The 25,593-nt window shown below is 69.9% G+C and carries 24 protein-coding genes; all 24 read right to left on the reverse strand.

From position 1 onward, the window contains the following. Positions 1-44 precede the first annotated feature (44 nt). Positions 45-512: a DUF2550 domain-containing protein gene (locus tag CCS38_RS22505; RefSeq protein ID WP_223735125.1), complete on the reverse strand. Its 468-nt coding sequence runs from the start codon at positions 510-512 to the stop codon at positions 45-47. 119 nt (positions 513-631) lie between these two features. Continuing rightward, positions 632-1,015 (reverse strand): F0F1 ATP synthase subunit epsilon, encoded by a 384-nt coding sequence (locus CCS38_RS22510; RefSeq protein WP_223735126.1) that lies wholly within the window; start codon positions 1,013-1,015, stop codon positions 632-634. Between the two features lie 109 nt (positions 1,016-1,124). Next, positions 1,125-2,567 carry a F0F1 ATP synthase subunit beta gene (gene atpD, locus CCS38_RS22515; RefSeq protein ID WP_223735127.1) on the reverse strand — a complete coding sequence of 481 codons (1,443 nt, stop codon included), beginning with the start codon at positions 2,565-2,567 and terminating at the stop codon, positions 1,125-1,127. Next, positions 2,567-3,499, reverse strand: a complete 933-nt coding sequence (locus CCS38_RS22520; protein WP_223735128.1) for a F0F1 ATP synthase subunit gamma — start codon at positions 3,497-3,499, stop codon at positions 2,567-2,569. The genes atpD and CCS38_RS22520 overlap by 1 nt, the downstream gene beginning before the upstream one ends. A 20-nt stretch (positions 3,500-3,519) precedes the next feature. Continuing rightward, positions 3,520-5,109: a F0F1 ATP synthase subunit alpha gene (atpA, locus tag CCS38_RS22525; RefSeq protein WP_030258522.1), complete on the reverse strand. Its 1,590-nt coding sequence runs from the start codon at positions 5,107-5,109 to the stop codon at positions 3,520-3,522. A gap of 154 nt (positions 5,110-5,263) precedes the next feature. Further along, positions 5,264-6,079 (reverse strand): F0F1 ATP synthase subunit delta, encoded by an 816-nt coding sequence (locus tag CCS38_RS22530; protein WP_223735129.1) that lies wholly within the window; start codon positions 6,077-6,079, stop codon positions 5,264-5,266. After that, a complete protein-coding gene (locus tag CCS38_RS22535) occupies positions 6,076-6,648 on the reverse strand; it encodes a F0F1 ATP synthase subunit B (protein WP_223735130.1) in 573 nt (190 codons plus the stop codon). The genes CCS38_RS22530 and CCS38_RS22535 overlap by 4 nt, the downstream gene beginning before the upstream one ends. A gap of 42 nt (positions 6,649-6,690) precedes the next feature. Beyond that, positions 6,691-6,933, reverse strand: a complete 243-nt coding sequence (gene atpE / locus CCS38_RS22540; protein ID WP_030258535.1) for an ATP synthase F0 subunit C — start codon at positions 6,931-6,933, stop codon at positions 6,691-6,693. A 77-nt stretch (positions 6,934-7,010) separates the two neighbouring features. Beyond that, positions 7,011-7,826 (reverse strand): F0F1 ATP synthase subunit A, encoded by an 816-nt coding sequence (gene atpB / locus CCS38_RS22545; protein WP_223735131.1) that lies wholly within the window; start codon positions 7,824-7,826, stop codon positions 7,011-7,013. 264 nt (positions 7,827-8,090) lie between these two features. Then, on the reverse strand, positions 8,091-8,528 hold the full coding sequence (locus CCS38_RS22550; protein WP_223735132.1) for a Cg1360 family ATP-synthase-associated protein: 438 nt from the start codon (positions 8,526-8,528) through the stop codon (positions 8,091-8,093). Positions 8,529-8,844: 316 nt separating this feature from the next. Beyond that, positions 8,845-10,194, reverse strand: coding sequence for an MraY family glycosyltransferase (locus CCS38_RS22555; RefSeq protein ID WP_223735133.1), 1,350 nt, complete (start codon positions 10,192-10,194; stop codon positions 8,845-8,847). Positions 10,195-10,293: 99 nt separating this feature from the next. Then, positions 10,294-11,634 (reverse strand): serine hydroxymethyltransferase, encoded by a 1,341-nt coding sequence (glyA, locus tag CCS38_RS22560; protein WP_223735134.1) that lies wholly within the window; start codon positions 11,632-11,634, stop codon positions 10,294-10,296. A gap of 175 nt (positions 11,635-11,809) precedes the next feature. Then, positions 11,810-12,469, reverse strand: coding sequence for an arsenate reductase/protein-tyrosine-phosphatase family protein (locus CCS38_RS22565; RefSeq protein WP_372457131.1), 660 nt, complete (start codon positions 12,467-12,469; stop codon positions 11,810-11,812). Next, positions 12,466-13,113 carry an L-threonylcarbamoyladenylate synthase gene (locus tag CCS38_RS22570; RefSeq protein ID WP_223735136.1) on the reverse strand — a complete coding sequence of 216 codons (648 nt, stop codon included), beginning with the start codon at positions 13,111-13,113 and terminating at the stop codon, positions 12,466-12,468. The genes CCS38_RS22565 and CCS38_RS22570 overlap by 4 nt, the downstream gene beginning before the upstream one ends. An 85-nt stretch (positions 13,114-13,198) precedes the next feature. Continuing rightward, the gene (prmC, locus tag CCS38_RS22575) at positions 13,199-14,038 is read right to left on the reverse strand and encodes a peptide chain release factor N(5)-glutamine methyltransferase (protein WP_030621168.1); all 840 of its coding nucleotides are present in this window, start codon (positions 14,036-14,038) and stop codon (positions 13,199-13,201) included. Between the two features lie 136 nt (positions 14,039-14,174). Further along, entirely contained in the window at positions 14,175-15,245 is a 1,071-nt protein-coding gene (gene prfA, locus CCS38_RS22580) for a peptide chain release factor 1 (protein ID WP_030258566.1), read from the reverse strand. A 132-nt stretch (positions 15,246-15,377) separates the two neighbouring features. Further along, entirely contained in the window at positions 15,378-15,602 is a 225-nt protein-coding gene (rpmE, locus tag CCS38_RS22585; protein ID WP_223735137.1) for a 50S ribosomal protein L31, read from the reverse strand. Positions 15,603-15,769: 167 nt separating this feature from the next. Next, entirely contained in the window at positions 15,770-16,894 is a 1,125-nt protein-coding gene (locus tag CCS38_RS22590; protein ID WP_223735138.1) for an LCP family protein, read from the reverse strand. Positions 16,895-17,288: 394 nt separating this feature from the next. Beyond that, positions 17,289-19,352 carry a transcription termination factor Rho gene (gene rho, locus CCS38_RS22595; protein ID WP_223735139.1) on the reverse strand — a complete coding sequence of 688 codons (2,064 nt, stop codon included), beginning with the start codon at positions 19,350-19,352 and terminating at the stop codon, positions 17,289-17,291. Between the two features lie 382 nt (positions 19,353-19,734). Next, positions 19,735-20,652: a homoserine kinase gene (thrB, locus tag CCS38_RS22600; RefSeq protein WP_223735140.1), complete on the reverse strand. Its 918-nt coding sequence runs from the start codon at positions 20,650-20,652 to the stop codon at positions 19,735-19,737. A 369-nt stretch (positions 20,653-21,021) separates the two neighbouring features. After that, on the reverse strand, positions 21,022-22,104 hold the full coding sequence (gene thrC / locus CCS38_RS22605; RefSeq protein ID WP_223735141.1) for a threonine synthase: 1,083 nt from the start codon (positions 22,102-22,104) through the stop codon (positions 21,022-21,024). A gap of 8 nt (positions 22,105-22,112) precedes the next feature. Beyond that, positions 22,113-23,405 carry a homoserine dehydrogenase gene (locus tag CCS38_RS22610; protein ID WP_223735142.1) on the reverse strand — a complete coding sequence of 431 codons (1,293 nt, stop codon included), beginning with the start codon at positions 23,403-23,405 and terminating at the stop codon, positions 22,113-22,115. 120 nt (positions 23,406-23,525) lie between these two features. Next, complete coding sequence (gene lysA / locus CCS38_RS22615) at positions 23,526-24,917, reverse strand: diaminopimelate decarboxylase (RefSeq protein ID WP_223735143.1); 1,392 nt, start codon at positions 24,915-24,917, stop codon at positions 23,526-23,528. 25 nt (positions 24,918-24,942) lie between these two features. Continuing rightward, on the reverse strand, positions 24,943-25,593 hold a 651-nt coding region (locus CCS38_RS22620; RefSeq protein WP_263302441.1), incomplete at its 5' end, for a DALR anticodon-binding domain-containing protein.

Here is a 25,593-nt window from a genome sequence, read left to right on the forward strand (position 1 = left end):
AAGCCCTCCGAAAGCTCTCCGGAAACACAAAACCCGGACAGTCGTCAGGCCACGTTGACCCTCTGTCCGGGCGGTGCCGCCTCCAGCCACGCGAGGAAGCCGGTGAGCGCATCCTCGCTCATCGCCAGCTCCAGGCGCGTTCCGCGATGCCGGCAGGCGAGGACGAGGGAGTCGGAGAGCAGGGCGAGCTCTTCCTCGCCCTCCGGGCTGCGCCGCTCCAGTACCTCGATGGAGGCCCGCTCCAGGACGCGCCGCGGGCGTGGCGCATAGGAGAAGACCCGGAACCACTCGATACGGTCGCCGCTGTACCGGGCCACACCGTAGATCCAGCCTTTGCCACTGGGCTCGCCGTCCGCCGCCGTGACGGCCGCCGCGGCGGGCACGTCCCAGCGCAGGCTGCAGTCGAACGTGCCGCCGGACCGCTGGATCAGCCGCCGCCGCAGTCCGAACACGAAGAGCCCCAGTAGTACCAGGACGACGACCGCGGCGCTCACACACAGAGCGAGGACCATCTCCACCGACCTCCTCGCCTCGAATACGGGAAACGCACCTGCATCGGCTCAGCCGCGGACCGCTCTGGAGAATTCCAGCGCAGCCCGCGGCTGAGGGTAAAGCTCGTCTGTGACAGGGTTCAGTGAACGCCTGCCACCGCACGCAGCCGGACATCGGCGCGGCGCTCGGCGGCCGCGTCGGCCTCCGACTTCGCCCGCTCCAAGGCCCGCTCCGCGCGCTGGACATCAATCTCGTCCGACAGCTCGGCGATCTCCGCGAGCAGAGAAAGCTTGTTGTCGGCGAACGAGATGAAGCCGCCGTGCACCGCGGCGACGACCGTGCCGTCCCCGCCTTCGCCGGTCGTACGAATCGTCACCGGACCGGACTCCAGCACGCCGAGCAGCGGCTGGTGACCGGGCATGACGCCGATGTCGCCCGACGAGGTGCGCGCGACGACCAGGCTGGCCTCGCCGGACCAGACCTGACGGTCCGCGGCGACCAACTCGACGTGCAGCTCAGCCACGATGGCTCCTCGGGTCTTCACCTGCCGGTTACAGCAGATGTCGGGTCAAATACTAGTGGGCGTCGGGCCCGGGGGCGGCCACGGCCGCCCCCGGATCCGGAAGCCGGGGTCAGGAGACGCCCAGCTCCTTGGCGTTGGCCTTGAGGTCCTCCAGGCCACCGCACATGAAGAACGCCTGCTCGGGGAAGTGGTCGTACTCACCGTCGGCGATGGCGTTGAACGCGGCGATGGACTCGTCCAGCGACACGTCGGAGCCGTCGACACCGGTGAACTGCTTCGCCACGTGGGTGTTCTGCGACAGGAAGCGCTCGATACGACGGGCACGGTGGACGGTGAGCTTGTCCTCCTCGCCCAGCTCGTCGATACCGAGAATCGCGATGATGTCCTGCAGGTCCTTGTACTTCTGCAGGATCGTCTTCACACGCGACGCGCAGTCGTAGTGCTCCTGCGTGATGTAGCGCGGGTCCAGGATGCGGGACGTCGAGTCCAGCGGGTCCACCGCCGGGTAGATGCCCTTCTCCGAGATCGGACGCGACAGAACGGTCGTGGCGTCCAGGTGCGCGAAGGTGGTGGCCGGCGCCGGGTCGGTCAGGTCGTCCGCGGGGACGTAGATCGCCTGCATCGAGGTGATCGAGTGACCACGGGTCGAGGTGATGCGCTCCTGGAGGAGGCCCATCTCGTCCGCCAGGTTCGGCTGGTAACCCACCGCGGAGGGCATGCGGCCCAGCAGGGTGGACACCTCGGAACCCGCCTGGGTGTACCGGAAGATGTTGTCGATGAAGAAGAGGACGTCCTGCTTCTGGACGTCACGGAAGTACTCCGCCATCGTCAGACCGGCCAGCGCGACCCGCAGACGGGTGCCCGGGGGCTCGTCCATCTGACCGAAGACCAGCGCGGTCTTGTCGATGACGCCGGACTCCGTCATCTCCTCGATGAGGTCGTTGCCCTCACGGGTACGCTCACCGACGCCCGCGAACACCGACACACCGTCGTGGTTGTTGGCGACGCGGTAGATCATTTCCTGGATCAGAACGGTCTTGCCGACACCGGCACCACCGAACAGACCGATCTTGCCGCCCTTGACGTACGGGGTCAGCAGGTCGATGACCTTGACGCCGGTCTCGAACATCTCGGTCTTGGACTCGAGCTGGTCGAAGCCGGGGGCCTTGCGGTGGATGGGCCAGCGCTCGGTGACCTCGGCAGCCGCCTCGGGCTTGTTGAGGATCTCGCCGAGGGTGTTGAAGACCTTGCCCTTGGTGACCTCACCGACGGGGACGGTGATGCCCTCGCCCGTGTTGGTCACCGCGGCCTGGCGGACCAGACCGTCGGTGGGCTGCATCGAGATCGCGCGGACCAGGCCGTCACCCAGGTGCTGGGCGACCTCGAGGGTCAGCGTCTTCTTGGCGCCGGCCTCGGCCGGGTCGGCGACCTCGACGGTCAGCGCGTTGTAGATGTCCGGCATCGCGTCGACGGGGAACTCCACGTCGACGACCGGGCCGATCACCCGGGCGACGCGGCCCGTGGCGGCGGCCGTCTCAACAGTGGTCGTCATTACTTGTCACTCCCCGCGGTCGCGTCGGCCAGGGCGCTGGCGCCACCGACGATCTCGCTGATTTCCTGGGTGATTTCGGCCTGTCGGGCCGCGTTGGCAAGCCGCGAGAGCGACTTGATGAGCTCTTCCGCGTTGTCGGTCGCCGACTTCATCGCACGCCGGGTGGCGGCGTGCTTGGAGGCGGCGGCCTGCAGCAGCGCGTTGTAGATGCGCGACTCGACGTACCGCGGCAGCAGGGCGTCCAGGACGTCCTCCGCCGACGGCTCGAAGTCGAACAGCGGCAGCAGCTCGGTCTTGGACGACGCAGCGTCCTCGGCGTCTTCGCCGCTCTTCGCGTCGAGGCTGAGCGGCAGCAGCCGGTCGTCGACCGGCGTCTGCGTCATCATCGACACGAACTCGGTGAAGACGATGTGGAGCTCGTCCACGCCGCCCTCGGCCGTGTCCTTCTGTACGGCCTCGATCAGCGGCCCCGCGACCGCCTTGGCGTCCGCGTACGTCGGGCTGTCGGTGAAGCCGGTCCACGAATCCACGACCTTGCGCTCGCGGAAGGCGTAGTACGACACACCCTTGCGGCCGACGATGTAGGCGTCGACCTCCTTGCCCTCGGCCTTGAGCCGCTCGGTGAGCTGCTCGGCGGCCTTGATGGCGTTGGAGGAGTAGCCGCCCGCGAGGCCGCGGTCGCTCGTGATGAGCAGGATCGCGGCCCGGGTCGGGTTCTCCACCTCGGTCGTCAGGGCGTGGTTGGTGTTCGAGCCGGTCGCAACCGCCGTCACCGCGCGGGTCAGTTCACTCGCGTACGGCGTCGATGCCGCCACCTGGCGCTGCGCCTTGACGATGCGCGAGGCGGCGATCATCTCCATCGCCTTGGTGATCTTCTTGGTCGCGGTGACGGAGCGGATGCGACGCTTGTAGACCCGGAGCTTGGCTCCCATGGATCAGGTCCCTTCCGTCGTCACTTGCCGGCGCCCGGAGCGTCCTCACCGAGCAGCTTGCCGTCCGAGGTCTCGAACTGCTGCTTGAAGGTGGCGACCGAGTCGGTGAGGGCCTGGATGGTGTCGTCGGACATCTTCCCGCCCTCGACGATGCCGGTGAGCAGTTCCTTCTTCTCGCGGCCCATCCAGTCGAGCAGCTCGCGCTCGAAGCGGCGGATGTCCTCCACCGGGACGTCGTCCATCTTGCCGGTGGTACCGGCCCAGATGGAGACGACCTGCTCCTCGACGGGCATCGGCTGGTACTGACCCTGCTTGAGCAGCTCGGTCATGCGCTGACCGCGGGCCAGCTGCGCCTTGGAGGCCGCGTCCAGGTCGGAACCGAAGGCGGCGAACGCCTCCAGCTCACGGAACTGGGCGAGGTCCACACGCAGTCGGCCGGAGACCTGCTTCATGGCCTTGTGCTGGGCGGAGCCACCGACTCGGGAGACCGAGATACCGACGTTCAGCGCCGGGCGCTGGCCCGCGTTGAACAGGTCGGACTCCAGGAAGCACTGGCCGTCGGTGATGGAGATGACGTTGGTCGGAATGAACGCCGACACGTCGTTCGCCTTGGTCTCGACGATCGGCAGACCGGTCATCGAGCCGGCGCCCATGTCGTCCGACAGCTTCGCGCAGCGCTCGAGCAGACGCGAGTGCAGGTAGAAGACGTCGCCCGGGTAGGCCTCACGGCCCGGCGGACGGCGCAGCAGCAGCGACACGGCACGGTAGGCGTCGGCCTGCTTCGACAGGTCGTCGAAGATGATCAGGACGTGCTTGCCCTGGTACATCCAGTGCTGGCCGATGGCCGAGCCGGTGTACGGGGCGAGGTACTTGAAGCCGGCCGGGTCGGACGCCGGAGCCGCGACGATCGTCGTGTACTCCAGGGCGCCGGCCTCCTCCAGGGCGCCGCGCACGGACGCGATGGTGGAGCCCTTCTGGCCGACCGCGACGTAGATGCAGCGGACCTGCTTCTTCGGGTCGCCCGAGCGCCAGTTGTCGCGCTGGTTGATGATGGTGTCGACGGCCAGCGCGGTCTTACCGGTCTGGCGGTCGCCGATGATCAGCTGACGCTGACCGCGGCCGATCGGCACCATCGAGTCGACGGCCTTGTAGCCGGTCTGCATCGGCTCGTGCACCGACTTACGGACCATGACGCCCGGAGCCTGCAGCTCCAGGGCGCGGCGGCCCTCGGACTCGATCTCGCCGAGGCCGTCGATCGGGTTGCCCAGCGGGTCGACGACGCGGCCGAGGTAGCCCTCGCCCACGGCGACCGAGAGCACCTCACCGGTGCGCTGCACCGGCTGGCCCTCCTCGATACCGCTGAACTCACCGAGGACAACCGCACCGATCTCGCGCTCTTCGAGGTTCAGCGCGAGGCCGAGGGTGCCGTCCTCGAACTTCAGCAGTTCGTTCGCCATCGCCGAGGGAAGTCCCTCGACCTTCGCGATGCCGTCACCGGCCTCGCTGACCGTCCCGACCTCCTCGCGCGAGGCCGCGTCCGGCTTGTACGCCTGGACAAAGTTCTCCAGCGCGTCCCGGATCTCCTCCGGCCGGATCGTGAGCTCCGCCATCTGGGTTCCCTGCTCTCCTTGTTGGGCCCGAAGTCTTGTTGCGGGGCATGGGCTCCCCCGCCGCAGGCAGAGGGCGGGTTCGCCCCCTGTTGCTGTTCCCTGCGTTACGGCCCAACTCGGGCCGCTGCTCATGCTGTTGAGTTGGTTGGCTGCCTCAGCCGGCCATCCGCCGCGACGCCTCGTCCAGGCGCTCGGAGATGGTCCCGTTGATGACCTCGTCACCGATGCGTACCTGCACGCCGCCGAGGACCTCGGGGTCCACGTCGAGGTTGAGGTGGACCCGCCGGCCGTACAGCGAGGTGAGCGCAGCGCCCAGGCGCTGCTTCTGCGTCTCGCTGATCGGCACCGCGGAGGTGACCACCGCGACCAGCCGGTCCCGGCGGTGCGCGGCGAGCTTGGACAGGGCGTCGAGCCCTGCTTCCAGGCTACGGCCCCGCGGCTGTGCGACGAGTCGGACGACCAGCCGCTCGGTGACCGCGTTGGCGCGGCCGCCCAGCAGCGAGCGGATCAGCTCGGCCTTGGCCGCGTTGTCCGCCCGGCGGTCGACCAGTGCGGAGCGCAGCTCGGGCGAGGAGGACACGATCCGGCCGAACCGGAACAGCTCGTCCTCCACGTCGTCGAGCGCACCGGACCGCTGCGCGGCGACGAGGTCGGCGCTGTACGCCAGCTCCTCGATGCCGTCCACCAGGTCACGCGACTGCGACCAGCGGGAGCGGACCATGCCGGAGACCAGATCGACGGTCTCGCCGCCGACCTGGCTGCCCAGCAGGCGCCCGGCCAGCTCGGCCTTGGCCTCGCCGGACTGCGCCGGGTCGGTGAGGACCCGACGCAGCGACACCTCGCGGTCGAGCAGCGCGGTAACGGCAGCCAGCTCCTCGGCGAGCTTCGCCGCGTCGACGGTCGCGTTGTCCGTCAGCGCGTCGAGACGCTCGCGTGCGGAGGCCAGTGCCTCGCGGCTCGCTCCATTCATCGGCCGGCCTCGGCCTTCGCCGTGTCGGTCGCCGCCTTCGTCTCGAGCTCGTCGAGGAAGCGGTCGATCGTGCGGCTCTGCCGGGCGTGGTCCTCGAGGGACTCACCGACGAGCTTGCCGGCCAGGTCGGTGGCGAGCTTGCCCACGTCCTGACGCAGCGCCTGCGCGGCCTGCTTCCGGTCCGCCTCGATCTGGGCGTGACCGGCGGCGATGATCTCCTCACGCTGCCGCTGGCCTTCCGCGCGCATCTCGGCGATGAGCGCGGCACCCTGCTCCTGCGCCTCCTGGCGCAGACGCGCGGCCTCGTGGCGGGCGTCGGCGAGCTGGGCCCGGTAGTCCTCCAGGACCTGCTGGGCCTCGGCCTGCGCGGCCTCCGCCTTCTCCATCCCGCCTTCGATCGCCGCGCGGCGCTCGTCCAGAACCTTGTTGATGTTCGGGAGGAGCTTCTTGGCGAGGAAGCCGAAGACGATGAAGAAGGCGACCAGGCCGATGACGAGCTCTGGGATCGGCGGAATGAGGGGGTTCTGGGGAACCTCCACCTCACTCGCCAGGGTGACCAGGGCGTTCACATCAATGCCTTCCGTCTAAGGGGTTCGTCGATGTGGCTCGGTTTACTTGTAAACGAAGCCCATGACGATGCCGATCAGGGCGAGCGCCTCACAGAAGGCGAAACCCATGATCTGGTTGGTGCGGATCAGGCCGGCGGCCTCGGGCTGACGGGCCAGCGCCTGGGTGCCGTTACCGAAGATGATGCCGACGCCGACGCCGGGGCCGATGGCGGCCAGGCCGTAACCGATCGCGCTGGCGCTGCCGGTGAACGCTTCGGCGGAGGCGAGGGTCTGGAGAGCGGACATGCCGGTTCTTCCTTCTCTTTCAAGGACCGGTGGGGGTTGGCCACCGGACGTCTGGTGTATCGGGGGAAGCGGGGTGCTCAGTGGTGCTCGGCGAGCGCGCCCTGGACGTAGTTGCAGGCCAGCAGCACGAAGACGTACGCCTGGACGGCCTGGATGAACAGCTCGAAGGCGGTCATCACGATGGTCATCACGAAGGAGGCGCCCGCGTAGACGAAGCCGACGCCGTTCGCCAGGTAGAAGCTGGCGATGGTGAACATCACGATCAGCATGTGGCCCGCGAACATGTTCGCGAAGAGCCGGACCGCGTGGGTGAAGGGCCGGATGATCAGGTTCGAGAAGAACTCGATGATCATCAGCAGCGGCAGCACCGCACCGAGCGACTTGTCGTAGCCGGTGATGTTCTTCCAGCCGCCAACGAAGCCCTGCTTCTTGAAGGTGAGGTACACCCACAGGACCCAGACCATGATGGCGAGTCCGGCGGGGAAGGCGATGACCGATGTCACCGGGAACTGGGCGAGCGGAATGATCGACCAGATGTTCATGACCCACACGAAGAAGAAGAGCGACACCATGAAGGGGACGTACTTCTCGCCCTCCTTCTTGCCGAGCGCGTCGTACACGAGCCCGCGGCGCACGAAGTCGTAACCCGCTTCGGCGATCATCTGCATCTTGCCCGGCACGACCTTCGCCCGGCCGAAAGCAGCCCAGAAGAACCACACCACGACGACGGTGCTGACCAGGGCCAGCAGCATCGGCTTGTTGAAGTTGAAGCTGCCGATCGAGAAGAGCGGCTCGAAGACGAACGAGTGCAGGCCGGGAGCCTCGAAGCCACACCCTGGAATGAAGAGGTGACACTCGGTGTTAAAGGCGAGCGTATTCATGTCAGCACTCACCGCGAGCTCCTTCAGCGTGGCGCATAGGTACGGCAACCTCGTTGTGTCGGCGCGGCGTTGATCCGCGGAACGGCACTGGACTGGTCTTACGGATTTGGGGGCGGCACTTCGGCACTGGGCCGGTTCGCGTCACAGGCGGGGGCCGCAGGAGAGGGTCGTCCTGCCCCGGGGGACTCGGGAGCCGCGCCGCCTGCGCCAACTGTGCCGCAGATGGCACCGGACGATAGCAGGCTTGCGTGACTGCGTTTATCCCGGCCCTACGTCTCACGTCGCGGACCCCACCGTTTCCGCGCGCTTCGCTTCGGCGGAGTCGGGGTCGACGTAGAGAATCTTCGCCTTCATGTACGCACGGGCCTGTGCGGCAATCCACACAAGGGTCGACGCGAGCAGCGTGAACGCGAATGCCTTGGTGTCGAAAAGGGAGGTGTCCTTGAACGCCATCAGGAAGACCGCGACGAACAGGATCTGCACGGCGTACAGCATGAGCCCCATCATCTGGAACAGCCCGGGGTACTTCCTGGCGGTCTGCTGCAGGACGACGAGGCTGACACCCATCACGAAGAGCACCAGCACCACACCGACCACGGCACCGATAGCGCCCTTTCCGCCGGCGACCAGCGCACTGACGACGACAGCGAGGGCGCCGACGACAAGCGTAGGGACGAGGGCACGAAGAAACAGGCGAGCGTCATGTGACTGCATGGCGGCGCTCCGGCGGGGTGGGGGCAGGTGTGCTCGCGGACGAGCGTAGACCCGGCACGACGGCGAGCTGACGAGCCGACTGGTCTGTCCGACTCGGGACTTACGGCTCTATCACCGGGTCTCGTGAACGGTATCACAAACTATTTGATGAGGCCTTTACCTACTTCGTGTGCTACCTGTCACACGTGAGCAGTACCCCGCGCGTTGGTGCACTGACAGCAGTGGTTTTGTGTGCTATGCGGCCGGAATAGTCCGATTTTCGGTGTGGCGAACATAATCTCGAAAAAAGATGTGGCAATTATCCGGAAGCAGTGCTTCAGTGCCGGCTGCCGACCCCGCGCCAGTCGCTGAACCGGGACCGGTCCCCGATCGCGGTGGCCCCGTGGATCCCCGCCGGCACCGGCTCCCGCTGCTCCTCCTCCGACGCGGCCGCCGCACCGGACGGACCGGCTTCCGGAGCCGTGCCCTCCGCCGCGGCCGGACCGGCCTGCCGCCGGTAGCGCGGCGGCACCATCCACTGCGCCCAGCGCGGCGCCCGCGGCCGGAACCGCGGAAGCAGCAGGAGGCCGAGGCCCACCGCGCTCAGCACGACGATGCCCAGGACGATCCAGACGCTGGCGTTGTTCACCGAGTACGCGACCGCGCCGAACGCGATCAGCGCCGACCAGAAGTACATGATCAGCACAGCGCGGCTGTGCGAGTGGCCGATCTCCAGGAGCCGGTGGTGCAGGTGGCCGCGGTCGGCCGTGAACGGCGACTGGCCGTTCCAGGTCCGCCGCACGATCGCGAGGACCAGGTCGGCGAAGGGCACCGCGATGATCGTCAGCGGCAGCAGCAGCGGGATGTAGACCGGCACCATCGTGTGCACCGCGAGCCGCTCGGAGCCGGCGAACAGCTGCATCGCGTCCGGGTCCACCTGGCCGGTGACCGAGATCGCGCCCGCGGCCAGCACCAGCCCGATCAGCATCGAGCCCGAGTCGCCCATGAAGATCCGCGCCGGGTGCATGTTGTGCGGCAGGAAGCCCAGGCACATGCCCATCAGGATCGCCGCGAAGAGCGAGGCGGGGGCGGCGGCCTCCAGGCCGTAGCCGTACCAGATGCGGTACGCGTACATGAAGAACGCGGCGGCCGCGATGCACACCATGCCGGAGGCGAGGCCGTCCAGGCCGTCGACGAAGTTCACCGCGTTGATGGTGATGACGACCAGCGCGACGGTGAGCAGGGTGCCCTGCATCGGGGTCAGCGAGACCGTGCCGACGCCGGGCACCGGGATCCACAGGATCGTCAGACCCTGCAGGACCATGACGCCCGCGGCGATCATCTGGCCGCCGAGCTTGATGAGCGCGTCCACGCCCCACTTGTCGTCCAGGACGCCGAGGATCCAGATGAGCGCGGCGCCCGAGAGCAGCGCGCGCGGCTCGTTGGAGAACTCGAAGACGCTCTTGATGTTCGTCAGGTGCGCCGAGACCAGCAGACCCGCGCACAGACCGCCGAACATCGCGATGCCGCCGAGGCGCGGCGTCGGTTCACGGTGCACGTCGCGGGCGCGGATCTCCGGCATCGCGCCGGCCGCGATCGCGAATTTCCGTACCGGCCCGGTCAGCAGGTAAGTGACCGCGGCCGTGACGCACAGCGTCAGCAGGTATTCACGCACGGGCTGCCCCATTGGTATCGCTGGCCATCACAGCCACACACCATATGCGTGTCCGACCCCCAGCCGTGAATGTAGGTATGGACGTTCCTCGCGCGCGAGTGGTTCCCGGATTCAGGCGTGCGGGGGATATGGCGGGAAGTGCCGGACCAGTTCCGTGGTCGCGGCACGGACCGCGCCGTCCTCCCGGAGCGCCGCTCCGATCAGCGCACCGACACGTGCCATCTCGGCTTCCCCCATTCCTTGCGTGGAAACGGCCGCGGTACCCAGGCGGATGCCGGTCCTGCGTACCGAGGCGTCCGCCGGGCAGGGCAGGGCACAGGTGTCCAGGACGATGCCGGCCGCGGCCAGCCGGCCGCGCGCCGTCCGCGCGTCCAGGCCCACCGGCGTGGTGTCGGCGGTGATCAGGTGGGTGTCGGTGCCCCCGGTCGTGACCGTCAGGCCCTCGCCCTCCAGCGCCTCGGCGAGCGCAGTCGCATTGGCCGTGACGCGGTGCGCGTACGCCGTGAACGCGGGCGTCGCGGCCTCCCCGAACGCCACCGCCTTCGCCGCCACCGTGTGCATCTGCGCGCCGCCCTGGGTGAACGGGAACACCGCCCGGTCGATCCGCTCGGCGAGGTCCGCGCCGCACAGGATCATGCCGCCGCGCGGGCCGCGCAGGACCTTGTGGGTGGTCGCGCACACCACGTCCGCGTACGGGACCGGGTTCGGCGCCGCTCCCCCGGCCACCAGCCCGATGGGGTGCGCGGCGTCCGCGATGAGGTACGCGCCCACCTCGTCGGCGATCTCCCGGAAGGCCGCGTAGTCGATGTGGCGCGGATACGAGATCGAGCCGCAGACGATGGCCTTGGGGCGGCGCCGGATCGCCAGCTCCCGGATGCGGTCGTAGTCCAGCAGGCCGGTGTCCGGGTCCACGCCGTACCCGGCGAAGTCGAACCACCGCCCGGAGAAGTTCGCCGGCGAGCCGTGCGTGAGGTGGCCGCCGTGCGGCAGCGACATCGCCAGCACGCTGTCCCCGGGGCGCAGCAGGGCCGCGTAGGCGGCCAGTACGGCCGAAGAGCCGCTGTGGGACTGGACGTTGGCGTGTTCGGCGCCGAAGAGGGCCTTGGCGCGCTCCACGGCCGTCCGCTCGGCGAAGTCCACCATTTCGCAGCCGCCGTGGTGGCGGGCGCCGGGGTACCCCTCGGCGTACTTGTTGGCCAGCGGGGAGCCCAGCGCCGCGAGGACGGCCGGGGACGTGAAGTTCTCCGCGGCGATCAGCTGGAGGCCCGCCGCCTGCCGGGCGCTCTCGCCGAGCAGCGCCTCGGCGATCTGCGGGTCCTGGGCGCGCAGCTGCTCGAAGCCGGGACCGCTCCAGGCGCCCGGCGTGCCGGCCTGCGGCGGCCCGTCGCTCTGCTGCCGGGCCGGCCGGGAGTGCGGGGTGGCGCTGCGGGTGGACGCGGGAGTCGCTGGCATCGCTCGCTCCGGGCCTCGTACGGGGGACGTACGTCCAATGTAGGCGCGGAACGGCGTCCGGGCGCGGTGTACGGCGTGACGGAGCGGCCGGGCGGGTGTCGGGGGCGGCTTACGGCCACGGGGCGGCCACACGGGCCGTGAGGCGGTTCGGGCGCCGTGCGGCGGGTGAGGCGGTTCAGGCGCGCGCGGGGACCCCGGTGAGGGCCGTGACGACCGGATCGAGGGCCTGGTTGATCTCGTCGCCGATGGAGCGGAAGAACGTGATGGGCGCGCCGTAGGGGTCGTGCACCTCGTCGGCCTCGGCGTTCGGCGCGAGCAGCCAGCCGCGCAGCGCGGCGGCCGCGCCGACCAGGGCGCGGGCACGGGTCACCAGGCCACCGTCCGGCAGCGCCGGGTCCGGCCCGGGCAGAGTGGCCGGGTCTATGGCCTTCACCAGCCGGTTGAACTCCTTGAGCGTGAAGGTGCGCAGGCCCGCCGAGTGGCCCATGGAGATGACCTGGGCGCGGTGGTCACGGGTGGCGGTCAGGACCAGGTCGGCTCTGATGACGTGCTCGTCCAGCAGCTCGCGGCCGATGAACCCGTCCGGGTCGGCGCCGTAGTCGGCCAGGACGGTCGCGGCGTGGGTCTCCATCGGGGCGCCCTCGTGGCCCCAGGTGCCGGCGCTCTCCACCACGATCCCGCTGGTCAGCTCGGTACCGAGTCTGCGTTGCAGGCCATGGCGGTGCAGCCGCTCGGTGATCGGCGAGCGGCAGACGTTGCCGGTGCTGACGTGGAGGATGCGGAAGGTGTAGCCGTCCTGCGTTCCCGCTATGCCACGCCCCTGCGGGGCCATCAATTGGCCACCTCGAGCTCGGGTACGACCTTGCGGAGCTCGTCGGCGTCGAGGGCGCCGGCCCGCAGCAGGCGCGGGGTCTTGCCCGTGACGTCGACGATGGAGGACGGCACGGCGGCGGGGGTGGGTCCGCCGTCCAGGTACACGGAGACGGAGTCGCCCAGCATGTCCTGGGCCGCGTCGCAGTCCTGCGGGGACGGGTGTCCCGTGAGGTTGGCGCTGGAGACGGCCATCGGGCCGAACTCGGTCAGCAGCTCGATGGCCACGGGGTGCAGCGGCATCCGCACGGCCACCGTGCCGCCGGTCTCGCCGAGGTCCCAGGTGAGCGAGGGCTGGTGCCGCGCGACCAGGGTCAGCGCACCCGGCCAGAAGGCGTCGACCAGCTCCCACGCCTGCTCGGAGAAGTCCGTGACCAGGCCGTGCAGGGTGTTCGGCGAACCGACCAGGACCGGCGAGGGCATGTTCCGGCCGCGGCCCTTGGCCTCCAGCAGGTCGCCGACGGCCTCGGAGTTGAAGGCGTCGGCGCCGATCCCGTAGACGGTGTCGGTCGGCAGCACGACCAGCTCCCCGCGCCGGACCGCCGAGGCGGCCTCGCGCAGGCCGGTCGCGCGGTCGGTCGCGTCGCTGCAGTCGTATCGCCGTGCCATTAGCGGGCCTCCTGGTGCGGAACGGTGTTGGGGGTGGAACGGCGCCCGGCGGCGGCCGGGGCCCGGTCGGGTACTGCGGTCACGGTCACGGCGTCGCCCTGCGGGCGGTCGCGAACCGCGGCCGGTTGTTCAGGTCGGGGTGGTCGGCCGCGTCCGCCCAGCCGCGCTCCTCGGTGAAGATCCACGGCACCTGGCCGCCCTGGGTGTCGGCGTGCTCGATCACGACGACGCCGCCGGGCCGCAGCAGGCGGTGCGCGGTGCGTTCGATGCCCCGGATCGTGTCCAGGCCGTCCTCGCCGGAGAAGAGCGCGAGCTCGGGGTCGTGGTCGCGGGCCTCCGGTGCGACGTGCTCCCACTCGGTCAGCGGGATGTACGGCGGGTTCGAGACGACCAGGTCGACCTGGCCGTCCAGCTCGGGCAGCGCGGTCAGCGCGTCTCCCTGGTGGAGAACGACGCGGGACCCCTCGACGTTCTTGCGTGTCCACACCAGGGCGTCCTCGGACAGCTCCACGGCGTGCACCCGCGAGCGGGGCACCTCCTGGGCGAGCGCGAGCGCGATGGCGCCGGAGCCCGTGCACAGGTCGACGATGAGCGGCTCGACGACGTCCATCGCGCGTACCGCATCTATTGCCCAGCCCACCACGGACTCGGTCTCCGGCCGCGGCACGAACACCCCGGGGCCGACGTGCAGTTCGAGGTACCGGAAGAAGGCGCGCCCGGTGATGTGCTGGAGCGGCTCGCGGGCCTCGCGGCGGGCGATCGCCTCCCAGTACCGGGCGTCGAAGTCCGCGTCCGCCACCATGTGCAGCTGGGACCGCTTGACGCCGTGCACGTGGGCCGCGAGCTCCTCGGCGTCGAAGCGCGGCGAGGGCACGCCCGCGTCGGCCAGCCGCTGGGTCGCCTGGGCCACCTCGGCGAGCAGCACGGACCGGGCCTTGGGCCCGCGGCCGGGCCGCTGAGGGGTGCCGTGTCCCCCGGGAGACTGCTGCACTGGTCCTCCAGCCGGTACGTACTTCGGTCGTGCGGTGTGTCGGGGCGGGCAGGGCCGCCCGCCGCGGGGCTTACTGGGCGGCGGCGAGCTTGGCCGCCGAGTCGGCGTCCACACACGCCTGGATGACCGGGTCGAGCTCGCCGTCGAGCACCTGGTCCAAGTTGTACGCCTTGAAGCCCACCCGGTGGTCGGAGATCCGGTTTTCCGGGAAGTTGTACGTCCGGATGCGCTCGGAGCGGTCGACCGTACGGACCTGGCTGCGACGCGCGTCCGATGCCTCCCGCTCGGCCTCCTCCTGCGCCGCCGCGAGCAGCCGGGAGCGCAGGATGCGGAGCGCCTGCTCCTTGTTCTGCAGCTGGCTCTTCTCGTTCTGGCAGGAGACGACGATGCCGGTGGGCAGGTGGGTGATGCGCACGGCGGAGTCGGTGGTGTTGACCGACTGGCCGCCGGGGCCCGAGGAGCGGTAGACGTCGATCCGCAGGTCGTTCGGGCCGATCTCGACCTCGACCTCCTCGGCCTCGGGCGTGACGAGCACGCCGGCGGCGGAGGTGTGGATGCGGCCCTGCGACTCGGTCGCGGGCACGCGCTGCACGCGGTGCACGCCGCCCTCGTACTTCAGGCGGGCCCACACGCCCTGGCCCGGCTCGGTCTGCCCCTTGGTCTTCACGGCGACCTGGACGTCCTTGTAGCCGCCGAGGTCGGACTCGTTGGCGTCGAGGATCTCGGTCTTCCAGCCGATCCGCTCGGCGTAGCGCAGGTACATCCGCAGCAGGTCGCCGGCGAACAGCGCGGACTCCTCGCCGCCCTCACCGGCCTTGACCTCAAGGATCACGTCCTTGTCGTCGCTGGGGTCGCGCGGCACGAGCAGCAGCCGGAGCTTGTCCGTGAGCTCCTCGCGGCGGACCTCGCCCTCCTTCACCTCGTCGGCGAAGTCGGGGTCATCGGCGGCCAGTTCCCGGGCCGTCTCGATGTCGTCGCCGGTCTGCTTCCAGGCGCGGTACGTGGCGATGATCGGGGTCAGTTCGGCGTAACGCTTGTTGAGCCGCATCGCCTCGCGCTGGTCTGCGTGGACCGCGGGGTCGGCGAGCCGCTTCTCGAGGTCGGCATGCTCGCCGATCAGTTCCTCGACCGCCTCGAACATCGTGGTGTTCCTCTGCTGGCTTGGGTGTACCGGGGGTGCCCGCGGCCGGCGGACCGGCGGGCCAAGGACGGCAAAACGCCGGTCCGGTCGCCCCTGCGCAGGGGCGACCGAGAACCGGCGCCTTGTGGGTCGCTACTTCTTGCCGGACCCGGCGGCCTTGCCGAAGCGGGCCTCGAAGCGGGCCACGCGGCCACCGGTGTCGAGGATCTTCTGCTTGCCCGTGTAGAACGGGTGGCACTCGGAGCAGACGTCGGCGCGGATGGCGCCGCCGGCAACGGTGCTACGGGTGGTGAACGAGGCGCCACAGGTGCAGCTGACCTGGGTCTCGACGTACTCCGGGTGGATGTCGCGCTTCAAGGGATTCTCCTATGTATCGGGAGGGCACCGGGTCGTGCTCGCGGGATGCGTCACGTGAACCGGGGCCGACGGTCCAGTTTGCCAGTACTGGCCGCATCTCCCCAAACCGGGGGGCGGCTCCCGATATTCCCGGCCCTCGCGCGGGCCGGGCTCCGGAGCCGCCTCCTTCACCGTACGTAGTTGCTCGTGCCGCCCTTGTCGCCGGCCGAGTCCTTCAGGGCCGACTTCGGGATGGCCCTGTCCTGCCGCAGCGCCTTCCAGACCTGCTTGTTCGCGGCCTCCAGCGGCAGTACCCGGTTCGGGTCCTGCGGGTCGTACGTCACCGGCAGCGTGGCCATGTTGATGTGGTCCGAGCCGATGCCGCCCACGCTCTTGGCCAGGCCGACCAGCGCGTTCACCGAGTTCAGCTTGGTATCGGTGGTGATCGCCCGGGTGGCGGTGTTCCCGATGTCGTAGAGCTTCGCCGGGTTCGACAGCACCCCGAGCTGCTTGAACTGGTCCATCAGTGCCTTGATGAAGGTCTGCTGCAGCTGGATGCGGCCCAGGTCGCTGCCGTCGCCGCCGGGCACGCCGTGCCGGGTGCGGACCAGGCCGAGGGCCTGCTCGCCGTCCAGCTTGTGCGTACCGGGTTCCAGGTCGAGGTGGCTGTCCGGGTCATGGATGGGCTTCGTCGTGGTGATGTCGACGCCGCCGAGGGCGGTGATCAGCTTCTTGAAGCCGCTGAAGTCGACCTCGACGAAATGGTCCATACGGATGCCGCTCATGGACTCGACCGTCTTGACGGCACAGGCCGGGCCGCCGACCTCGTACGCGGTGTTGAACATGACGTGCTGCGCCGGCGGGGTCTGCTGCCCGCCCTTGGTGCACGAGGGCCGCGAGATCAGGGTGTCCCGCGGGATGCTCACCACGCTGGCCTTCTTGTGGCCCTTGTAGACGTGCACCACCATCGCGGTGTCGGAGCGGGCGCCGCCGCCGTCCGAGCCGTACTTGGCGTTGTCCCCGGCCCGGGAGTCCGAGCCGAGCACCAGGATGTCCATCGAGCCGTTGTCGACGTCGTCCGGACGGTCGGCGCCCAGCGCCGCGTCGATGTCGACGCCCTTGAGGTTGCCGTTGAGCTGGTAGTAGACGAATCCGAGCCCCGCGCCGGCCAGCAGCACACAGCTCACCAGTGCGCACAGCGTGATCGTCAGCGCCCTGCGGCGCCTCGTGGGTCCCTTGCGCCGGCGGCCGGTGGCGCGTATGCCGTGGGAACGGCTCGCGGCCGTCCGCGCGGCCCTGCTGCTGTCCGCCATCTGCTCCTCAGTCCTCTTGCTCGGCCGGCCTCGCCGTCCCCGGCTGTCACGTCCTCTCACCGGTGGTGGTCTCGCACCCCTTCAGACGGGAGGCATCCGGGAAGGGTTGCACAGACGGCGGGGCGGGGACGGCTGCGCCGGCCGGGCGTGCCGGAGGCGCCGTACGGCCGTTCGCACCTCGCTCACCAGGGCTTTTGTCCGGCTCGTCGGTCGCGCAACGGGACGTTTACGGACTTTATGTCTGTGCGGAAGGTCTCAAGAGGGCGCCTTCGAGTGCCTCCATGGCGCGGAATGCGTCACACCATTTTCACGGGCCGCCCGCACGGCCCCGGTACGACGAAGCCCTCCCCGTCACCGGAGTGACAGGGAGGGCTCGCGGACGTGCCGGCGGGCGTCAGTCGTTGCCGTTGCCCGGGGTCGGCGTCGTCTTCTGGATCTGCAGCAGGAACTCCGCGTTGGACTTCGTCTGCTTCATCTTGTCCAGCAGCAGCTCGATGGCCTGCTGCTGGTCCAGGGCGTGCAGCACCCGGCGCAGCTTCCACACGACCGCCAGCTCGTCGCCGGACATCAGGATCTCTTCCTTACGAGTGCTGGACGCGTCCACGTCCACCGCCGGGAAGATGCGCTTGTCCGAGAGCTTCCGGTCGAGCTTGAGCTCCATGTTGCCGGTGCCCTTGAACTCCTCGAAGATCACCTCGTCCATCCGCGAGCCGGTCTCGACCAGCGCGGTGGCCAGGATGGTCAGCGAGCCGCCGTCCTCGATGTTGCGCGCGGCGCCGAAGAACTTCTTCGGCGGGTACAGCGCGGTCGAGTCGACACCACCGGACAGAATGCGGCCGGAGGCGGGCGCCGCGAGGTTGTACGCGCGGCCCAGACGGGTGATGGAGTCCAGCAGGACGACGACGTCGTGGCCCAGCTCCACCAGGCGCTTCGCGCGCTCGATGGCGAGCTCGGCGACGGTGGTGTGGTCCTCGGCCGGGCGGTCGAAGGTCGAGGAGATGACCTCGCCCTTGACCGACCGCTGCATGTCGGTGACCTCTTCCGGACGCTCGTCGACGAGGACGACCATCAGGTGGCACTCGGGGTTGTTGCGGGTGATCGAGTTGGCGATCGCCTGCATGATCATGGTCTTACCGGTCTTCGGCGGGGCCACGATCAGACCGCGCTGGCCCTTGCCGATCGGCGACACGAGGTCGATGATCCGCGTGGTCAGCTGGCCGGCCTCGCCCTCCAGGCGCAGCCGCTCCTGCGGGTACAGGGGCGTCAGCTTGCCGAACTCCGGGCGGCCGCGGCCCTGTTCGGGGGCGACGGAGTTGACGGAGTCCAGGCGCACCAGCGCGTTGAACTTCTCGCGGCGCTCGCCCTCGCGGGGCTGGCGGACCGCGCCGGTGACGTGGTCGCCCTTGCGGAGGCCGTTCTTGCGGACCTGGGCGAGCGAGACGTACACATCGTTCGGACCGGGCAGGTAGCCGGAGGTCCGGATGAACGCGTAGTTGTCCAGGATGTCCAGGATGCCGGCGACGGGGATCAGGACGTCGTCCTCGGCGACCTGCGGCTCGGCACCGAAGTCGTCGCGGCCGCGACGGCCACGGCGGTCCCGGTAACGGCCCCGGCGGCCGCGACGGCCGCCGCTCTCGTCGTCGAAGTCGTCCTGACGGCCGCCCTGCTGGCGGTTGCCGCCGCCCTGCTGGCCCTGGCCCTGGCCCTGCTGGCCACCGTCGTTGCCGTCGTTGCCCTTGCGGCGGTCGCGGCCGCCGCGGCGGTCACCCTTCTGGCCACGGTCCTGACGGTCGCCGCGGTCCTGCCGGTCACCGCGGTCCTGGCGGCCCTCGCCGCCCTTGCGGCCCTCGCCCTCCTGCCCGGGCCCGTCCTTCTGACCGTCCTTGACCTCGGCCTTCGGCTCGCCCTTGGCCTCGCCGGCGGCGGACTCGGGGCTCCCGGCGGCGGCGGTGGCGCGGCGCCGGCGGCGCTCGCCGGCCGGCTGCTCGTCGCCGGCGCCCTGGCCGGGGATCTCGATCTGCTGCTGGCCGGCGGTGTCCGCGGCCTGCCCCGCCTTGTCGGTCTTGTCGGCCTTGGCGGGCTTCTCGGCGGTCTTCTCGGCCGCCGCGTCGCCGGTGCGGGCCTTGGAGGTGGCCCGGCGCTTGGGCTTGGTGGTCTCTGCGGGCGCGTCGGCAGGGGCCTCGGCGGTCTTGGCCGCACCGGCTCCGCCGGCGGCCTGCTTCTCCTTGATGACCTCGATGAGCTGGCTCTTGCGCATCCGCGCGGTGCCCTTGATGCCGAGGCCGGAGGCTACCTGCTGCAGCTCGGCCAGGACCATGCCCTCGAGGCCGGTGCCGGAACGGCGTCGCCGCGAGGCACCAGTGGCGGCCCCGGTGGCAGGCGCGGCGGGAGCGTCCGTGGCGGGCGCTGCGGCACTGCCATCGGTGCGTACGCCCATCAGATCGGTGGTGTCGCTCACGAAGGGTCCTTCCCTGGAGCGGGCGTCGGCCTGTCTGGCTCGGCGACCGGTTGTGCTGTCCGACCGCGGTCCCTCGACGTTCACGGACCGGGCCGGGGCGGTGGTCCCGCCGAATTCGGCGGAGAGATCAGTTCATGATTCCGACGCGAAAGATGCTGCGCATTCATGCAGGTCACGCTTCATGCACATCACGCCGATTTCCGGAGCGTGCTCGCTTCTGCTTTAGGTCGTAACTCCAAGCAGGTTGGGAGGCTCCCGGAAGAAAAGTGGTCCCGACTGGGGACACGAAGCACCACGCCGCTGCGGCGTCGGGTACTCACTTGAGGTTAACACTACCGGATCCAACAAACATTCCCCCTCTCTCAGACCGGCAATCCGTCGGTCACCCCGCGAGCGGCAGGACGCTCGTCCCCGCCGCGTCGAGGGACAGCCGGTTGGCCGCCCATCCCTCGCCCGCCAGGCGCGCGACCTTGTCGGCCGCTCCCTCCTCGACCAGCGCGAGCACCGTCGGGCCCGCACCGGAGACGACCGCGGGGACACCGTCCGCACGCAGTCGGTTCACCAGGGCGAGGCTCTCCGGCATGGCCGGCGCGCGGTACTCCTGGTGAAGTCGGTCCTCGGTCGCCGCCAGCAGCAGCTCGGGGCGCCTGGTCAGGGCCTCGACGAGCAGCGCTGCGCGACCGGCGTTCGCCGCCGCGTCCCCGTGCGGCACGGTGCGCGGCAGCAGGCCGCGCGCGGTCTCGGTGAGCACCGGCTTGCCGGGCACGAAAACCACCGGAACGACGGAACGGGCGGGCTCCATCCTGATGGCACGCGCCGCACCGGCGTCCATCCAGGAAAGCGTGAATCCGCCGAGCAGACAGGCGGCGACGTTGTCGGGGTGGCCCTCGATCTCGGTGGCCAGTTCCAGCAGCGCGGCGTCGTCGAGCCTCTGCTCGCCGCCTATCGTCACCGCCCGGGCGGCGACGATGCCGGCGCAGATGGCCGCCGAGGAGGAGCCGAGGCCCCGGCCGTGCGGGATGCGGTTGGCGCACACGACCTCGAGGCCGCGCGGCTGCCCGCCCAGCAGGTCGAACGCGGTACGCAGGGACCGTACGAGCAGGTGGCTCTCGTCGCGCGGCAGGGTGTCGGCCCCCTCACCCGCGATGTCGACGTGCAGTCCGGAGTCGGCGACGCGTACTACGACGTCGTCGTACAGACCCAGGGACAGGCCGAGGGCGTCGAAGCCGGGACCGAGATTGGCGCTGGTGGCGGGGGTGCGCACCCGGACGGCGGCGGCGCGGAACGCTGGACCGGCCATCGCTCGATGACTCTCCTTGATGTGAAACTGCGGTACTGCCCCTGAGCGCCGCGGTACCGAGGCACCTGATCGGCTCATGGGGTCCGTTCTGACCTGCCCTGCACACCACTGCACTATGCCGCGGGGAGGGGAGTTGGCTGCCAGCCTATCGAAGGAAGGTTCAGTGGCGACATAGGGCGCACGGGAGGCGCACGATGCGTGTCGCGCGCCCTCTCATGCCACACCACTCACTTTGCAGCCTTTGCAGGGTTTGCCCTGTGGGGCGGAACGGGACCGGTGCGACAGTCGCGCCGGTCCCGCGGAACCCCTTCCGACCGGCTCTTTCCGGCCGAATTTTTGTCCTGGACCCGGTGGGCCCGGACGCCCGGCCTACGCCAGGCCGAGGCGCTCCGCCGCGGCGTCCGCGTCGACCGGAACCGTCACCGGCTGCGGCGCGCCGGCCACCGCCCAGTCCGGGTCCTTCAGGCCGTTGCCGGTCACCGTGCAGACGATCTTCTGGCCCGGGTCGACCTTGCCCTCCTCGGCGGCCTTGAGCAGACCGGCCACCGAAGCGGCCGAGGCCGGCTCCACGAAGACGCCCTCCTGCGAGGCCAGCAGGCGGTAGGCGGCGAGGATCTGACGGTCGGTCACCTCGTCGATGGCGCCGCCCGACTCGTCCCGCGCGGCCTCCGCGAAGGACCAGGAGGCCGGGTTGCCGATCCGGATCGCGGTGGCGATCGTGCTCGGGTCCTTGACCACCTCGCCGCGCACGATCGGCGCACTGCCGGACGCCTGGAAGCCCCACATCCGCGGGGTACGCGAGGCGATGCTGTCCGCCGCGTACTCCTTGTAGCCCTTCCAGTAAGCGGTGATGTTGCCGGCGTTGCCGACCGGCAGCACGTGGATGTCGGGCGCGTCGCCCAGCATGTCCACGATCTCGAACGCCGCGGTCTTCTGGCCCTCGATGCGCACCGGGTTCACGGAGTTCACAAGTGCGACCGGGTACTTCTCCGAGAGCCCGCGGGCGAGCGTCAGACAGTCGTCGAAATTCCCGTCGACCTGGAGAATCTTCGCCCCGTGCACCAGGGCCTGGCCCATCTTGCCCAGCGCGATCTTGCCCTGCGGGACGAGAACGGCGCTGACCATCTGGGCCCGTACGGCATACGCGGCGGCGGAGGCCGAAGTGTTGCCCGTGGAAGCGCAGATGACCGCCTTGGCACCCTCTTCCTTGGCCCGCGTGATGGCCATCGTCATGCCGCGGTCCTTGAAGGAACCGGTGGGGTTGGCACCCTCGACCTTGAGGTGCACCTCACAGCCGGTGCGCTCGGAGAGCACCTGCGCCGGCACGAGAGGCGTACCGCCCTCGCGCAGGGTGACGACCTCGGTCGTGTCCTTGACCGGCAGGCGGTCGCGGTACTCCTCGATGATGCCGCGCCACTGATGAGTGGTACCGGCGCTCGTATTGGCAGACATGGGTTCCTTTACTCCCCTTCGACCCGCATGATGCTGGCGACGCCCCGGACGGTGTCCAGCTTGCGCAGCGCCTCGACGGTCGAGGACAGCGCGGCGTCGGCGGCGCGGTGGGTGACGACGACGAGGGACGCCTCGCCGTCCTTGCCCTGCTGGCGCACCGTATCGATCGATACGCCATGCTCAGCGAAGACCATGGCGACCTGGGCCAGGACGCCGGGTTTGTCGGCCACATCGAGGCTGATGTGGTAGCGGGTGACGACCTCGCCCATGGGGCTGACCGGCAGCTGCGTGTACGCGGACTCGCCGGGCCCGGTGGCCTCGGCCAGCTTGTTGCGGCACACGGCGACCAGGTCGCCCAGGACGGCCGAGGCGGTCGGCGAGCCGCCCGCGCCGGGCCCGTAGAACATGAGCTGCCCCGCCGCGTCCGACTCCACGAAGACCGCGTTGTACGCCTCACGCACGGACGCCAGCGGATGCGTGAGCGGGATCATCGCCGGGTGGACCCGCGCGGTGACCGACTCGCCGTCCGCGGCGCGCTCGCAGATCGCGAGCAGCTTGACCGTGCAGCCCATGCGCTTGGCGGAGGCGATGTCGGCGGCGGTGACCTCGGTGATGCCCTCGCGGTGCACGTCGTCGATGGTCACCCGGGTGTGGAAGGCGATACCGGCGAGGATCGCGGCCTTGGCGGCGGCGTCAAAACCCTCGACGTCGGCGGTCGGGTCGGCCTCGGCGTACCCGAGGGCCGTGGCCTCATCGAGCGCCTCGCTGTACCCGGCCCCACTCGTGTCCATCTTGTCGAGGATGAAGTTCGTCGTGCCGTTGACGATGCCGAGCACCCGGTTGACCTTGTCGCCGGCCATCGACTCACGCAGCGGCCTGACCAGCGGAATCGCGCCGGCCACCGCGGCCTCGTAGTACAGGTCGGCGCCGTGCTCCTCGGCGGCCGCGTGCAGCGCGGCGCCGTCCGCGGCGACCAGCGCCTTGTTCGCGGAGACGACGCTCGCGCCGTGCTCGAAGGCGGTCGTGATCAGCTTCCGGGCGGGCTCGATCCCACCGATGACCTCGATGACGACATCAATGTCACCGCGCTTGACCAGCGCGGTCGCGTCGGTGGTGATCAGCTCGGCCGGCACGCCCTCGCGCACCTTGTCGGGACGGCGCACCGCGATGCCCGCGAGCTCCACGGGCGCGCCGATGCGCGCGGCGAGGTCGTCCGCGTGCGTCGTCATGATGCGCGTCACCTCTGAGCCGACCACACCACAGCCCAGGAGCGCCACCTTCAGCGGACGCGTACGCATCATTCGACCTCTGCTCTTCCTCGATATGGCCACGTCGGCCATTTCCGTGTTCGCAATGGACCAGTCTCATGCACCGGACGGGAATTCCTATCCCTCGTCCAGATGCCGAGACATCTATTTCACTTATCCGACATCGAGCCGCAGGAGATCTTCCTCCGTCTCACGGCGGACGATCACCCGGGCCTCGCCCTGGCTCACCGCCACGACCGGCGGCCGCAGCGCGTGGTTGTAATTGCTGGCCATCGACCGGCAGTACGCACCGGTCGCGGGCACCGCCAGCAGGTCACCCGGCGCGACGTCCGACGGCAGGAACGCGTCCCGCACGACGATGTCGCCGCTCTCGCAGTGCTTGCCGACCACCCGCGAGAGCATCGGCGCGGCGTCCGAAGCCCGCGAGACCAGCGCCACGCTGTACTCCGCGTCGTACAGCGCCGTACGGATATTGTCCGACATCCCGCCGTCGACGCTCACATAGGTCCGCAGGCCCTCCAGCTCCTTGACCGTGCCGACCTCGTACAGCGTGAACGCCGTCGGCCCCACGATGGCGCGCCCGGGCTCGACGGACAGCCGCGGCACGCGCAGCCCCGCGGCCTCGCACTCATGGCGGACGATCTCGCCCAGCGCCTTGGCGATCTCGTGCGGCTCCCGCGGGTCGTCGTCCGGCGTGTACGCGATGCCGAGCCCGCCGCCCAGGTCGATCTCCGGCAGCTCGACCCCGTGCTCCTCACGCACGTCGGCCAGCAACTGCACGACACGCCGCGCGGAGACCTCGAACCCGGCCATGTCGAAGATCTGCGACCCGATGTGCGAGTGGATCCCAATGAGCTCCAGCCCGTCGAGCTTCAGCGCCCGGCGCACGGCCTCGGCGGCCTGCCCGTCGGCCAGCGCGATCCCGAACTTCTGGTCCTCGTGCGCGGTCGCGATGAACTCGTGGGTGTGCGCCTCCACGCCCACGGTCACCCGGATCTGCACCGGCTGCCGCTTGCCGAGCTCATCGGCGATGTGCGCAACCCGCGCGATCTCCTGGAACGAATCCAGCACGATCCGCCCGACCCCGGCCTCCACGGCCCGCCGGATCTCCGCCTCGCTCTTGTTGTTCCCGTGCAGCGCGATCCGCTCGGCGGGCATCCCGGCCGCCAGCGCGGTGGCCAGCTCGCCCCCGGAACAGACGTCGAGGTTCAGCCCCTCCTCGTACAGCCACCGCACGATGGCCCGCGACAGGAACGCCTTCCCGGCATAGAAGACATCGGCCTCGTCCCCGAACGCGTCCTTCCAGGCCCGGCACCGAGCCCGGAAGTCATCCTCATCGAGGAAGTAAGCAGGAGTACCGAACTCCTCCTTCAGATCAGCGACGGAGATGCCGCCGACGGAGACGACACCGTCTTCGCCGCGGCGCACCGTACGGGACCAGACCCGGGGGTCGAGGCTGTTCAGGTCGGCGGGCGGTGCGGTGTAGTGGCCCTCGGGCAGCACGTCGGCGTGACGGGGCCCTGCGGGGTGCGCGGAACGGCTCATGGCGGTGGGAGATCCCCTCGGAAGTTCACAGATGTTCGGGTGCGGAGATGCCCAGCAGGGTCAGGCCGTTCGCGAGCACCGTACCGGCGGCCTGGGCGACGGCCAGCCGGGCGCGGTGAACGGCCATGGGTTTCTGCTCTCCGGCGGGCAGCGGCGGACAGGTGGCGAGGAAGGTCAGGCACGCCTCGGCCGTCACTTCCAGATGCCGCGCCAGCCGATCGGGCGCCCGCAGCCGCGCGGCGGCTTCGAGCACCGCGGGATACGCGGCGAGTGCGGCGTGGAGGGGGGTGTGGGGGACGTCTTGGAACTGTCCCGTACCGGGCTCCTCGGCATGGCCGAAGCCCAGGTCACGGGCGTTGCGCGACACTGCGCACGTACGAGCGTACGCGTACTGCACCAGGAACCGCGGATTGCCCTCCCGCTGCACCGGCCGCTCCGGCACCCGCACATGATCGTGCGCGGCGGGGTACAACAACACCCACCGCATCTCATCGACCCCGAGCCGCGCGACCAGCTCCTCAGCGGTCACATACCGCCCCGCCGCATCCTTCACGGGAACGGGCCGGACCTCCTCCCCCGCGGACTCTCCCTCGGAGCCGGTCCCCTCCCCCACGGCTTCCATGATCGCCCGCAAGGCTTCGGCGACGACGGCGGCCCGGGGGCCGGAGGTGGGGCG

This window comes from Streptomyces purpurogeneiscleroticus (assembly GCF_020024005.1).
Lineage (GTDB): Bacteria > Actinomycetota > Actinomycetes > Streptomycetales > Streptomycetaceae > Streptomyces > Streptomyces purpurogeneiscleroticus.

Bases quoted from the DNA above. Each gene is read 5' to 3' on its own strand.
- CCS38_RS22555 (WP_223735133.1), bottom strand. From the start codon at position 10,194: ATGGGGCAGCCCGTGCGTGAATACCTGCTGACGCTGTGCGTCACGGCC.
- CCS38_RS22520 (WP_223735128.1), bottom strand. From the start codon at position 3,499: ATGGGAGCCAAGCTCCGGGTCTACAAGCGTCGCATCCGCTCCGTCACC.
- thrB (WP_223735140.1), bottom strand. From the start codon at position 20,652: ATGGCCGGTCCAGCGTTCCGCGCCGCCGCCGTCCGGGTGCGCACCCCC.
- CCS38_RS22570 (WP_223735136.1), bottom strand. From the start codon at position 13,113: ATGGCACGGCGATACGACTGCAGCGACGCGACCGACCGCGCGACCGGC.
- thrC (WP_223735141.1), bottom strand. From the start codon at position 22,104: ATGTCTGCCAATACGAGCGCCGGTACCACTCATCAGTGGCGCGGCATC.
- glyA (WP_223735134.1), bottom strand. From the start codon at position 11,634: ATGCCAGCGACTCCCGCGTCCACCCGCAGCGCCACCCCGCACTCCCGG.
- CCS38_RS22505 (WP_223735125.1), bottom strand. From the start codon at position 512: ATGGTCCTCGCTCTGTGTGTGAGCGCCGCGGTCGTCGTCCTGGTACTA.
- CCS38_RS22530 (WP_223735129.1), bottom strand. From the start codon at position 6,079: ATGAATGGAGCGAGCCGCGAGGCACTGGCCTCCGCACGCGAGCGTCTC.
- lysA (WP_223735143.1), bottom strand. From the start codon at position 24,917: ATGAGCCGTTCCGCGCACCCCGCAGGGCCCCGTCACGCCGACGTGCTG.
- atpD (WP_223735127.1), bottom strand. From the start codon at position 2,567: ATGACGACCACTGTTGAGACGGCCGCCGCCACGGGCCGCGTCGCCCGG.
- atpA (WP_030258522.1), bottom strand. From the start codon at position 5,109: ATGGCGGAGCTCACGATCCGGCCGGAGGAGATCCGGGACGCGCTGGAG.
- CCS38_RS22550 (WP_223735132.1), bottom strand. From the start codon at position 8,528: ATGCAGTCACATGACGCTCGCCTGTTTCTTCGTGCCCTCGTCCCTACG.
- CCS38_RS22610 (WP_223735142.1), bottom strand. From the start codon at position 23,405: ATGATGCGTACGCGTCCGCTGAAGGTGGCGCTCCTGGGCTGTGGTGTG.
- prfA (WP_030258566.1), bottom strand. From the start codon at position 15,245: ATGTTCGAGGCGGTCGAGGAACTGATCGGCGAGCATGCCGACCTCGAG.
- atpE (WP_030258535.1), bottom strand. From the start codon at position 6,933: ATGTCCGCTCTCCAGACCCTCGCCTCCGCCGAAGCGTTCACCGGCAGC.
- CCS38_RS22590 (WP_223735138.1), bottom strand. From the start codon at position 16,894: ATGGCGGACAGCAGCAGGGCCGCGCGGACGGCCGCGAGCCGTTCCCAC.